This window comes from Limosilactobacillus walteri (assembly GCF_014830205.1).
Lineage (GTDB): Bacteria > Bacillota > Bacilli > Lactobacillales > Lactobacillaceae > Limosilactobacillus > Limosilactobacillus walteri.
The window spans coordinates 1-12657 of record NZ_QORN01000045.1 but is presented as its reverse complement, the minus strand read 5'-3'; the positions used below and the strand labels follow the sequence as shown (position 1 = coordinate 12657).

Here is a 12657-nt window from a genome sequence, read left to right as displayed (position 1 = left end):
ACAGCAAATGTCCTCTTTTTGTATAAAAAATCTGGCATAGAATTTTTATCCATACCAGAAAGTGTATACCCAAAAACTTTCTACCATCTCGAGTAGGAAGTTTTTTCTTTTACCCCTTGCCAAATCGTTCTTTAACATATATACTTAGTTACATAAGTAATTAACTATACAACTAATGAGGAGGTGCTCCAATGCAATTTGATTTTGATGATTCCGCACCGCTTTACCAACAAATTGCCGACCAGCTTGAAGAGATGATCTTCTCTGGCGGTTTTGATGAAGAATCACAAGTGCCATCCACTACGCAGTTATCTCAACAACTGCATATTAATCCAGCAACGGTCCTTAAGGGGATGAATATTCTTGTTGATAAGGGATTGTTAGAAAAACGACGCGGGTTAGGGATGTTTGTAAAAAAAGGAGCTCAGCAAAAAATTATGGAGCAACGAAAAGAAAGTTTCTATAACGATTATGTCAAGAGCTTGTTGGTTGAAGCAGGCAAGCTTGGCATCACTAAGCAGCATTTATTAGATTTAATTGAACGGGGTGAACATGATGGAACAATTAACGGTTAAGAATTTAGTAAAGAAATATCGGCACACTATGGTTCTTGATAATATTTCATTTAACTTAGAACCAGCCAAAATTTATGGCTTGCTTGGCCGTAACGGTGCGGGGAAGACAACCCTGCTAAATATTATGAGCTCCCGTATCTTTCCGACTAGCGGAGAAGTCCGAATTGGCGGGGAAGATATCAATAATGATGATGACCTTCTTAGCAAGATTTTCCTGATGAGCGAGGCTAATCTGTACCCACGCGAAATGAATATTCACCAGACTTTTGACCTTGCGGATGCTGCTTATGGCAACTTTAATTATGATCTTGCCAACCGTTTGCTGACGGCCTTCGAACTTGACGGTAAATCTAAAGTAACAAACTTATCAACGGGTCAGCGGACAGCATCTAAGCTAATTGTCGCATTGGCTGTTAATGCGAGCTATATCCTCTTAGACGAGCCAATCTTAGGTCTGGATGCTAATCACCGTGAACTTTTTTACCAAGAGTTAGTCAAAACCTACCAAGAAAAGCCACGGACATTTGTTTTATCAACCCACTTGATTGAAGAAATCCAGCAGTTGGTTGAACATGTCCTAGTTTTAGATCGCCAAAAGATTTTACTTAATGACGATTTAGACACAATTTTAGCAAAAGCCTATGCAATTAGCGGGCCTGCGCAATTGGTTGACGATTATGTCACTGGATTAAAAGTCTTAAAATCAGAAATGCTAGGAAACATTAAGACTGCTTATGTTTTCGATAAGTTAGATGACCAACGGGCGATTCCGGACCAAGTAAAAATAAACCACTATGACTTACAACATTTATTTATCTACTTAACTGATGGGGGCGAGAAATAATGAAAACACAAAAGAGAAATTTAGTTATTTCAACAACATTGCATCGTGCTGGTTATGCGGCGGGGATTGCGTTAGCAGTTGGTATTGGGATTGAACTATTAGTTTATCTTTTAGGTTTTATCATGAATAGCAACCTTGAGTCATTCTTGGTGAGCCTGCAAGCAATTCCATCGACGCTTTCGAGTATATTAGCTTTTGTCTTAGTGTTTTACTTCCTTATTACCCCGTATAGTGATTTTAAGTGGGCAATTCAAAACAGTATTTCCCGCAAGACCCTTTGGCAGGGGCGCCTTATTGCCATGGCGTTATTGACCCTTCTTGTTTGGTTTGTTAGCCAGCTTACTGGCTTGCTGCACCATCCCTTCATGTTTGATGCTGCTTGGCACAGTCTCCTCTCCTACTGTTGTATTGTTCTGACGATGACCGCGATTGGCAATGGTTTTGCCCTCTTGAATCGGCGGTGGAAGTGGATTGTTGGTATTGGCGGTCCCATTATCTGCTTTGTCCTGCTATTAATGGCTGGGTATTCCCTTGCTGGCTTTATCCCAGCATTATCAGCAAGTCGGCTTCTCCAAGTGCTTGTCTCATCTAGTATTACGTGGTGGGTGATCTTAGCGCTGTACTTAGTGATTATCTACGCATTAGCAAAGCTCTTTAATGATAAAATGCAGCTTCGTCGTGATTAGCCAAATTAAATAGGAACAGAAATTATTCATTCCTCGTACCTATTAACAACACACAAAAAGCCTCCAGCGTCCGCTTTTACCGGATACTGGAGGCTTTTTTGGCATTCAACTAGTTAGAGGACTGCTAGCCCACGCTGCTAATCTTCATCTGTATCTTCAATTTGAATATAATTGCTGGTAATATATTTCTTTCGTCCGATCTGATACCAAGTAATCTCGTCATTATCGTTGAGTTTCCCAATTAAGATAACTTCATCCCCGTTTGGAATCTCTGCAACCTTATTGCCGTAAGGGGCATCGTAAACATTAATTGATTTATTATGGAGGTAATCAACTTTTGCGCGAACGTCTTTAAGGGGGATTACCGTCATATTATTAACGAGGCGGGACTTTTCCTTTCGCAAATTATTGTTAAACGGATTATCAACTACGTGCATTTGGTCATACTTAATCCATTGATCCGCTCCGATCTCATACCAGAACTGACCATTCTTAGTAGCGACCCGGTGGAACGATTTAACTGTGATATCGGCGGGAAGAGGGGCGCCGACTGGCATTCCGCCGGCGGTATCAAAAACATATGTCGGTGCATCAAGGTGAAGATACATCTCAATCGATTGAACTTCTCCCCAGTTTTGTTTCCGATAAAAGATATGAACGATCCGCTGACGCATGTCAAAAGTTCCTTGTGTTTCGCCTTCCGTTTTTACGTAACGATAGTTTGGAAATTGTTTTCGTTCGATATGATATTCCTGCCCAATAAAACCACGCATTAATTGTGGTACGGTCAGATTTGCCCCTGAATCGATGTCATTATAGTAAACCCAGATTGGATTTCCAGTTTTAAACTTGTCAATCATTATTAACACTCCGTAACCTTAGTTCTTTATTATTATAGCGCTTTTTAGCAGTTGACACGATATTGAACTGCCATATTTCTCTTGATAATTGCGAATAACTAATTTTTTTATTACAATAAGCCTATTCAAATTTATTCTGATGGAGAAGAAAGATGGCAAAAACACGGCATCAACAGATTCGGCATAACACGACTTTAGCGATTTTTATTGCGATTATCCTTTTACAAGATTTTATCCCTTTTTTTGGTAATATTCCGTTAGGGCCATTGAGCATAACCACGTTGCACGTAACCGTAATTATTGCCGCAATTGTCCTTGGTCCAATGGATGGGGCGATTATCGGCGGCGTTTGGGGAATTTTGACCTGGGTTCGTGCGTTTGTTGCTCCCAGTAGTCCGCTTGCGCCCTTAGTATTTGTTAACCCGCTCGTTTCTGTTTTTCCCCGGATTATGATTGGCTTTTTTGCCGGCTATACTTTTATATTACTGTATCGCTTATTTAAATCAAAGTACGGAGCAGCAATCGGGGCCGCGGTTATCGGAACTCTTACCAATACGGGACTCGTATTAAGCTTTATCTATCTATTTTACCGTACTCCTGCTGTTGCGCAAACATATGGGGTTAATGTTAATCATTTATTAATTGCCCTTGAAACAATCATGGCGACAAACGGGCTGGCGGAGTTAATTTTAGCAATCATAGTTGTACCGATGGTTGCTATCCCCGTTTTGGAAGTGCGTCGAAGATTAGAAGTGAATTAAAAAATAAGCTGGATTAAAGGCCTTATAATGGTCTCAATTCCAGCTTATTTTAGTTTATTGCTTATTTTTTAACGTTTGTTAGAACTTCTTGTGCTGCTTCAACAGTAATATTACCGTCATTATCAAGCTTTGCGGCTAACTTGTGAGCATCACTGTGGTCCAGAACATAATCGGCGATCCGGTCTTCAATTTGTTCCTGGATTACTCGCCGCAGTGGACGGGCTCCCATCTTAGGATCAAAGCCCATATCCACTAATTTCTCATCAACATCAGCAGGAACGTCAATGTGTAAGTTCTTATCTGCTAGCATGTTATTAACGTCGGAAATCATTAAATCAACGATCTTCATTAAGTCATCTTTAGATAAAGCGTTAAATTGTACAATATCATCAAAACGATTTAAGAATTCAGGCTTGAAGTAGTTCGTTAACTTGTCAATGATTGAGTGGGTACTACCATTAGATTCAGCCCCAAAACCAACGCTTGCTTCCGCGTCGCCAGTTCCAGCGTTAGAAGTCATGATAATAATGGTATCTTTGAAGCTGACAGTCCGGCCTTGTGAATCGGTCAAACGTCCGTCATCAAGGATTTGTAGGAACATGTGCATAACGTCAGGGTGAGCTTTTTCAACTTCATCAAGAAGAATTAAGCTGTAAGGATGGCGCCGTACTTGTTCAGTTAATTGCCCTGCTTCTTCATAGCCGACATAACCGGGAGCAGCCCCGATTAACTTTGAAGTAGAGGTCTTGTCCATGTATTCTGACATATCAAAGCGGATCATTGCATCCTTAGATCCAAATAATTGAAGGGCTAGTTGCTTAGCGGTTTCGGTCTTCCCAACTCCAGTAGGACCAACAAAGAGGAAACTACCGATTGGCCGACCGGACTTATTCAATCCAATCCGGTTCCGCCGAATTGCGCGGGCAACTTTATCCACTGCTTGTGATTGACCAATTACGTGTTCATCAAGCTTCTTGTCTAAGTCACGCAATTGATTTTCTTCTTGCTTTTGTAAGTCACCGACGGGAATGTTTGTCCGCTCTTCCACAATTCGTTGCATATCAGCGACCGTAACAGTTGCCGAGTCTTCGGTATGGTTTTCTTCTGCTTCTTTTTTAGCTTTTTCTAACTTAGCTACCTGGTCACGATAAAAGGCTGCTTTTTCGTAATCCTGATTATCGGCTGCTTGTTGCTTATGTGCTTCAGCAGTATGGATTTCATTTTCGATTGCGTTTGGATCCACGTTCTTTAAGGTTAAGTTCTTCTTAGAACCGGCTTCATCAAGAAGGTCGATGGCCTTATCAGGTAAGTATCGGTCTTGGATGTAGCGGTCAGAGAGTTTAGCAGCAGCCACAACTGCGTCATCAGTATACTTAACATGGTGGTAATCTTGATACCGGCTCTTGATACCATTAAGAATCCGAATAGTTTCTTCGACAGAAGGTTCATCAACCTCAACCGGTTGGAACCGCCGCGCAAGGGCAGCGTCCTTTTCAATCTTTCGGTATTCGTTAAGAGTGGTAGCGCCAACTAATTGGAAGTCACCACGGGCAAGGGCAGGCTTCAAAACATTACCAGCATCCATGCCGCCTTCTGCATTACCAGCACCCATGATTTCGTGGATTTCATCAATGAAGAGAATAATGTTCTTATTTTTATGAACTTCTTCCATTAATTGTTGCATCCGCTTTTCAAATTGTCCCCGAATTCCGGTGCCTTGAACAAGCGAAACGACATCAAGCCGGATAATCTCTTTATTAGCAAGCTTTTCTGGAACTTCCCCGCTAACGATTGCTTGTGCCAGCCCTTCAACCACGGCCGTTTTACCAACACCAGCTTCACCGATAAGAACCGGGTTATTCTTGGTTCGCCGGTTAAGAATCTCGATTACCCGTTTGATTTCATTGTCCCGACCAATGACAGGGTCAATCTTACCTTGACGGGCGAGGTCTGTTAGGTTGATTCCGTATTGACCAAGGATTCCTTTTCCGTTGCGTCCGCCCCCTTGGCGTTGTGCTTGACCGTTCATATTTTGGCCATTAGCACCAGCAGCTTGACTTTGCATATTGTTCATTGCATTCATGAAGTCTTCGAGGCTTCCAAAACCGAAATTATTCATTCCGTTACCTCCATTCATCATTTCTGTTTGTAGATTTTGTAGTTTTTGATAACAATTTTGGCAGAGGTCTATTTGCATCCGTTGACCATTAAAATTCATTTGTAAATGAATCGTGGCTGGATTTTGATGGCAGTATTGACATAGCATCTGAAATCTAAATACCTCCTAAATAATGTTCTGCAAGCTTGGGTCTTTGTTTGACCTTTCTTGACCATTGATTAATATTATACTTACTTTTTATCGCAAAGCAAGCTAAAAAACTTAAATATTTTCTAAAAGAGAAAAGCAGTTTCATGGCAAAATAAATAGGTTCAAAAGACCACACTATGATTTTAGCACTCTTTGACAACGAATGCTAAAACAGGTGCTTTATGGTATTTATTGTGTATAATAGGTAAGCAGAGAATTTATATTGAGGTGATTGGATGGCTGAAGAAGATTTTGAACAATTGCTGGATGATTTACGGACAGAGAAGATTGATCATTTTGAGATTACTCCCGAAAACTTTCAAATATTTCAACCAATTTTCCATGCATATGCATATCGTTCGCAAATTGAAGGAAAAGCGCAACGGGGCGGAAAAATCATATACCAATTAAAACAGCGATAAATCGCGAGATGTAAGCTTGTATTTAACGCTTACAATTGCTAAAATGTAAATATCGAGGTGTATCAGTGGTCAAGCTGCTGATAATAAATTAATTAAATCTGCTCGAAGGAGACTGATTAATATGGAAAAACGTGAATTTACAATTACTTCAGAAACTGGTATCCATGCTCGTCCAGCTACTATTTTGGTACAAGCTGCTTCTAAGTTTGCATCTGATGTTACCCTTTCATATGAAGGTAAGAGTGTAAACTTAAAGTCAATCATGGGTGTAATGTCACTTGGTGTTGGTCAAAACGCTAAGGTTACTATTACTGCCAATGGTGATGACGAAAAAGAAGCATTGGACACCGTTGCTGAAACCATGAAAAAGGAAGGATTGACTGACTAATGTCTTTACTGCTAAATGGGTTGGCAGCTAGTAGTGGGATTACCATTGCTCCTGCCCACCTGTTAGTGGAGTCAGATCTATCTATAAAAAAACAGCATACAGCTGATGAGAATCATGAGGTCGCCCGGCTTCATGATTCTTTTACGTTGAGTAAGGCTGAGCTTCAACAGTTATACCAACATGCTCATGAAACGCTTGGTCAGCGGGCAGCCGCTATCATTGACACCCAGATTGCAATTTTAGATGATCCGACTTTACAAACTAAGATTATTGACCGAATCAATAACCACCATGATACTGCTGAATGGGCAGTAAAAAAGGTGGAGGATTATTATTTAAATATTTTTGAGCGCATGAATGATAATGACTACTTGCATTCACGGGCAACTGCCTTGCGGGATGTAACTAAACGGGTATTAAGTCATTTACTAAATGTCCCGTTGCCGGATCCAGCATTGTTGGATCATCGCGCGGTTTTCGTTGCCAAAAATATTACACCGACAGATACTGCGCAATTCGATCGGCGATATGTAGCAGGGATCGTAACGGCCAATGGTGGTCGGACCTCTCATTTTACAATTATGAGCAAGACGCTTTCTTTACCGGCAGTTGTCGGGGTTAAGGATGCAACAGCTTTAATTCATGATGGAGACACACTAATTGTTGACGGAATTCATGGTAAAGTAATTGTTAATCCTAGTAATGAAGAGATTGAACATTATCGCTTATTGGCTGGCGAATTTGCTCAAGAACAGCAAAAATGGGGAGCGCTCAAGGATAAGCAGACAGTTAGCGCTGACGGACGACGCTTTGAAGTGGCTGCTAACGTAGGTACTTTTGCCGATATTATCGATGCCCAAGAAGATGGTGCCGAGGGAATTGGCTTGTTACGGACCGAATTCCTTTATATGAACCGAGATGAACTGCCAAGCGAGGAACAACAGTTTTTAGCTTATAAAAAATTTGTATCAGCGATGAACCAGCAACAAGTTGTTGTTAGGACGTTAGATATTGGTGGCGATAAACAATTGGGGATGGTAAAGCTTCCGCATGAAGACAATCCATATCTTGGCTTTCGCGCAATTAGAATTGGCTTAGCCCGGCCAGAGATTCTTCGCCCACAGATAAGAGCCTTATTGCGATCATCAGCATATGGACGTCTTGCCATTATGTTTCCAATGATTGCGACAATTGAAGAATTTCAGCAGGCACGCTCGATTTTGGATGACGAAAAAGAAAAATTAGAAAAAGCTGGCTATCAAGTCGCTAAAAATATTGAAGTAGGTATGATGTTAGAAATTCCGGCGGTGGCAGTGATGGCCGATCATTTTGCAAAATACGTTGACTTTTTTAGTATTGGCAGTAATGATCTAATCCAATATTTATTAGCGGTTGATCGGGGGAACCAGCAAGTTGCGTACCTCTATCAAGAACTTCATCCTGCTGTTTTGCGGATGGTTAAACGAGTAATTGAAGCAGCCCATGCAGAAGGAAAATGGGTTGGCATGTGTGGTGAGATGGCTAGCAACTCACTTGCGGTTCCATTATTAATGGCGATGGGGCTTGATGAATTTTCAATGAGCAGTAGTCAGATTCTCCGTGTGCGCTCACTAATCAATCAGTTAAGTACACGTAAACTTCAACCATTAGTTCACCGGGCAATAAATGCCGAAACAGCAGCTGAAGTACAAAAACTTGTTAAAAAGTATGTGCCAGAATTAAAAATTTAATATTAATCAGATAGGGACTGGAGAGCATTGCGCAGTCCCTATTAGTATTATTAAGTAAAAGATTTTGTAAAGAATTCTTAATCATTACAAGTGAATCTTGTTAGTATTAGTAGTTGAGACTACAATAAATAAAATACAGTTTTGCGGTTCAGTGAATGCTTTAGTATAATAGCAATTATTATTAAAAATTTTTGTAACGAGATAAAGGAGCAGTTAGGTTGAATATTGGGATTTTTACAGATACATATTTCCCGCAGGTTAGTGGCGTGGCAACATCTATTAAGACGCTTCGTGATGAACTGATTGCGCAGGGACACCATGTATATATCTTTACGACAACTGATCCTAAAGCAAAGCATGATGACGTTGAAAATGGAATTTATCGCTTTACGAGTATTCCATTTGTTTCTTTTTCTGATCGGCGGATTGCGGTTCGCGGGGTCTTTCGGGCAATTAAATTAGCTAAAAAGTTTCAACTAGATATTGTCCATAATCAAACAGAATTTGCCCTGGGAGTAATGGGTAAGACGGTAGCACGGCACCTTAATATTCCATGTTTGCATACTTATCACACAATGTATCAGGATTACCTGCACTATATTGCCAATGGTCATATTTTAAAACCGCATGATGTTGCGCGACTAGCACATCTCTACTTAAAAAACATGGCGGGGGTAATTGCTCCTAGTAATCGTGTTTTAGCTACCTTAGAGAGTTACCATGTTGAATCCCCAATCCGCGTTATTCCAACGGGGATCAATCTGCGGGTATACAATAAGCGGGACTCAAAAACAGAAATTAATAACCTACGAGCACGGTTAGGCTATAGTGAAAATACCCCTGTATTATTGTCATTAAGCCGCTTGGCATATGAGAAAAATATCCATACATTAATTGAAGCAATGCCAGATATCCTTACCTATCAACCCAATGCTCAACTATTAATTGTGGGGGATGGTCCGGCTCGGCACACATTAGAACGCCAAGTACGGCAGATGGATCTTACTAGTCATGTTCAATTTGCCGGTGAGATTACCAATGATGATGTCTATCATTATTACCAAATGGCAAATGTTTTTGTATCCGCATCAGATTCAGAATCACAAGGGCTAACTTATGATGAGGCCTTAGCATCGGATTTGCCGATTGTTGTGATGCGGAGCGAATATACTGACCAATTAATTGATGACTCGGCAATCGGGATCAGCTTTCAAAAAAGAGCGGATCTTGTTAATGGTGTTTTATACTATTTAAACCAACCGAAAACAACAGAATCGCGATTAAAGCGGCAGCAAAAACTGCATGAAATTTCAGCAGAAGTTTTTGTGGAGCGTGTTGTTGAATTTTATCGTGATTGTCAAAAGGATGCTGCAAACCAAGATATAATTAAGCAAACTGAAAAATCCCGTCACCTATTTCGCCGTTCAAGGAGCTAATGATGATTAAAATAACAATGTTTTCATCTGCGGATAAAGTTGCTGGTCAGGGAGTAGGAAGTGCCTACCTCGAATTAATTAATTTATTACGCAACCGATGCAGTGATAATTTTGAAATTAAAATTAATCGTTACGATAAAAGCCAAATCAGTCATTATCATACGATTGATCCATTATTTTATCTTTCTACATTTTCTAGGAAAAGAGGAAGAAAAATTGGTTATGTTCATTTCCTTCCTGAAACGCTTGAAGGAAGTTTAAAAATCCCGCAGCCATTTCGCGGGCTTTTTTATCACTATGTTATTGCTTTTTATAAACGAATGGACCAACTAGTTGTTGTCAACCCTTCATTTATACAGAAGCTGGTGGCATATGGAATTCCTGAAAATAAGATTACATACATTCCTAATTTTGTAGATAGTGATCGGTTTTATCATGTTTCATCAGAAGACAAATTGGCTTTGCGAGAAAAATATAAGATTGATCCACAGCGCTTTGTGGTGTTAGGGAGTGGTCAAGTTCAAGAACGAAAAGGTGTTCCTGATTTTATTCGTCTTGCTAAGCAAAACCCCGATGTTGATTTTATTTGGGCTGGGGGTTTTTCGTTTGGCCGCTTAACCGATGGCTATAGTGAACTAAAAAAAGTCGTTGACAATCCACCTGCCAATCTGCGCTTTACAGGAATTGTTTCTCGTGATGAAATTGCAGAATTAAATAACCTAGCCGACTTATTCTTATTGCCTTCCTATAATGAGCTATTTCCAATGTCCGTTTTAGAAGCCTTTAGTTGTGGAACCCCTGTTATGTTACGCAACCTTGATCTTTATCACTATATTATTGATGGTGATTATGAACCAGCTGATAATGTTAATGAAATGCAGATGAAACTGACATTGTTGCGAAATGATCCCGCGCGTTTAGCATACTGGCAAAAGCGGGCACAAAAAGCGGCACAAGAATATTCAAAAGAACATTTAGCGGACGTTTGGACCAAATTTTATAAGGAACAAGCGCGAAAGGGGGATGCATAGTGAGCAGACGCAATTGGTTAGTATTAGGATTAATGCTAATTATTGGGGTCGGAATACTCGGATACTCATTACGCAACTCTAATATCCACCTTCTTTTGCAAGATGTTTCAGCGATTAATTGGGGTTGGATGTTAATTGCTTTGGCGTGTATTTGTTTATACCTCGGACTAGAAGCAGTTGTAGTAAAAATTTTTATGAATGATCGCCATGACGGTTTTACCTGGAAAGATGCCTTGCGTTTACCGTTGATTGAACAATTATTTAACGGGATTACACCATTTTCTACTGGTGGGCAGCCGGCGCAATTAGTTGCAATGATTCAGTCGGGAGTAGATGGTGGGCTAGCAAGCTCTGTTCTATTAATGAAGTTTGTTGTTTTCCAGGCGATGATAGTAGTAAATTTTTTGATTAGTTTATTGATTGGTTTTCATTTCATTGCCGAGAAGCTCCATGCGTTATCCTTGCTAGTGTTATTCGGTTTTTTAATTCATTTAGCAGTTATTGTTGGATTGTTAATGGTAATGTACTGGTATAGTTTTACCAAAAAGCTGATGAACTTGGTCATTAAACCAGCAGCGTTCTTTATGAAAGCAAGCCGTTATGAACGAATGAAAGTAGTCTTAAATGAAAAGGTCGATACTTTCTATCAGGAAAGTCTTCGCATGAAAAGGGACTATAAAAAGTTGTTAAAAGTTTGTCTTGTAACAATTTTTCAATTATTCTTTTATTATGCAATTCCCTATTTTATTATGCTTGCACTTGGCGTCCACCATATTAACTTTGTAATGGTTGTGAGCCTCCATGTGCTAATCTTTATGATTATTTCGCTTTTTCCGATTCCAGGGGGAGCGGGTGGAGCAGAGTACAGTTTCTCTGTCTTATTTTCTAGTTTCATTCATTCGAATACGAAGTTGGTTTTAGCAATGATCTTATGGCGATTATTGACGTATTATTTTGGAATGTTTGCGGGGATTGTAGCAGTCTTTGTAAAGCCGGATAAGGTTAAGAAGTAGATGCCGTGTTTATATTAAAATTAGTTAGAGGCTGAGTTAATGCTAGCCTCTATTTTTGTAGTGAAAGGAGAATGATAGTTTGAAAGATTCAGAATTATTGGTGATTATAAAAAGACTAATTGCGATGCAGAATGATTATTCAAAAAATCGACAGAAGCGTACATTTGAAAAGTTTGGGATTCCACTTTGTGATGTAACTTATATTCATGATCATCAAGAGTTTGTATTTGTTCGTTATCGGCCTTATGAACGTTTTCGGTTTGACGATCTTGATTTAGTTGCCATCGAAGTTTTTGATTGTTTATATGATCTTGAAAATACTTTTTAGTTTTTTCGAAAAAAGTGTTGACGAGAAATTGAATCGTTGGTATATTATTACATGCTGTTACGAAATGTGACGGAAGCATTATTTAGCTTCAAAATTATTTCTAACTAGTAATTGACATTGCAATTATGTCATGGTATATTAATAAAGTTGCTGATTGAGTTATCAATCAAAAGAAATTCTAAAATGATTAAAATTTCTTCTTGACAAGTTAAATCAACATATGATATAATAAATATGTTGATTGGCTGCTTAATCAGCCAACAGGTAGACCTTTG

The 12657-nt window shown here is 39.6% G+C and carries 13 protein-coding genes; 11 read left to right on the top strand and 2 right to left on the bottom strand.

The genetic code is table 11. From position 1 onward, the window contains the following. Positions 1–191 precede the first annotated feature (191 nt). The 3 genes from DTK66_RS09710 to DTK66_RS09700 are packed head-to-tail and all read left to right on the top strand — an operon-like array spanning position 192 to position 2105. Positions 192–575 (top strand): GntR family transcriptional regulator, encoded by a 384-nt coding sequence (locus tag DTK66_RS09710; RefSeq protein WP_153931359.1) that lies wholly within the window; start codon positions 192–194, stop codon positions 573–575. After that, positions 553–1419, top strand: coding sequence for an ATP-binding cassette domain-containing protein (locus tag DTK66_RS09705; RefSeq protein WP_191668533.1), 867 nt, complete (start codon positions 553–555; stop codon positions 1417–1419). The genes DTK66_RS09710 and DTK66_RS09705 overlap by 23 nt, the downstream gene beginning before the upstream one ends. After that, positions 1419–2105: a hypothetical protein gene (locus tag DTK66_RS09700; RefSeq protein WP_191668532.1), complete on the top strand. Its 687-nt coding sequence runs from the start codon at positions 1419–1421 to the stop codon at positions 2103–2105. The genes DTK66_RS09705 and DTK66_RS09700 overlap by 1 nt, the downstream gene beginning before the upstream one ends. 137 nt (positions 2106–2242) lie before the next feature. Here DTK66_RS09700 and DTK66_RS09695 read toward each other — a convergent pair whose 3' ends face one another. After that, positions 2243–2965, bottom strand: a complete 723-nt coding sequence (locus DTK66_RS09695; RefSeq protein WP_153931356.1) for a MucBP domain-containing protein — start codon at positions 2963–2965, stop codon at positions 2243–2245. Positions 2966–3117: 152 nt separating this feature from the next. On the opposite strand from DTK66_RS09695, the gene DTK66_RS09690 reads away from it, so the two are divergent. Then, positions 3118–3726, top strand: coding sequence for an ECF transporter S component (locus DTK66_RS09690; RefSeq protein WP_153931355.1), 609 nt, complete (start codon positions 3118–3120; stop codon positions 3724–3726). Positions 3727–3787: 61 nt separating this feature from the next. On the opposite strand, the gene DTK66_RS09685 is transcribed toward DTK66_RS09690, so the two are convergent. Then, complete coding sequence (locus tag DTK66_RS09685) at positions 3788–5992, bottom strand: ATP-dependent Clp protease ATP-binding subunit (protein WP_191668531.1); 2205 nt, start codon at positions 5990–5992, stop codon at positions 3788–3790. Positions 5993–6270: 278 nt separating this feature from the next. On the opposite strand from DTK66_RS09685, the gene ykzS reads away from it, so the two are divergent. From ykzS to DTK66_RS09650, 7 genes are all read left to right on the top strand, one after another. Further along, positions 6271–6456 carry a protein YkzS gene (ykzS, locus tag DTK66_RS09680; protein ID WP_153931354.1) on the top strand — a complete coding sequence of 62 codons (186 nt, stop codon included), beginning with the start codon at positions 6271–6273 and terminating at the stop codon, positions 6454–6456. A 121-nt stretch (positions 6457–6577) separates the two neighbouring features. Beyond that, positions 6578–6844: a phosphocarrier protein HPr gene (locus DTK66_RS09675; RefSeq protein ID WP_153931353.1), complete on the top strand. Its 267-nt coding sequence runs from the start codon at positions 6578–6580 to the stop codon at positions 6842–6844. Then, positions 6844–8574: a phosphoenolpyruvate--protein phosphotransferase gene (gene ptsP / locus DTK66_RS09670; protein ID WP_191668530.1), complete on the top strand. Its 1731-nt coding sequence runs from the start codon at positions 6844–6846 to the stop codon at positions 8572–8574. The genes DTK66_RS09675 and ptsP overlap by 1 nt, the downstream gene beginning before the upstream one ends. A 218-nt stretch (positions 8575–8792) precedes the next feature. After that, positions 8793–10010, top strand: a complete 1218-nt coding sequence (locus DTK66_RS09665) for a glycosyltransferase family 4 protein (protein WP_191668529.1) — start codon at positions 8793–8795, stop codon at positions 10008–10010. A gap of 2 nt (positions 10011–10012) precedes the next feature. Beyond that, on the top strand, positions 10013–11041 hold the full coding sequence (locus DTK66_RS09660) for a glycosyltransferase family 4 protein (RefSeq protein ID WP_191668534.1): 1029 nt from the start codon (positions 10013–10015) through the stop codon (positions 11039–11041). Next, positions 11041–12054 carry a lysylphosphatidylglycerol synthase transmembrane domain-containing protein gene (locus tag DTK66_RS09655; RefSeq protein ID WP_191668528.1) on the top strand — a complete coding sequence of 338 codons (1014 nt, stop codon included), beginning with the start codon at positions 11041–11043 and terminating at the stop codon, positions 12052–12054. Before DTK66_RS09660 ends, DTK66_RS09655 begins: the two co-directional genes overlap by 1 nt. A gap of 79 nt (positions 12055–12133) precedes the next feature. Next, the gene (locus DTK66_RS09650; RefSeq protein ID WP_153931349.1) at positions 12134–12382 is read left to right on the top strand and encodes a YkuJ family protein; all 249 of its coding nucleotides are present in this window, start codon (positions 12134–12136) and stop codon (positions 12380–12382) included. Positions 12383–12657 lie beyond the last annotated feature (275 nt).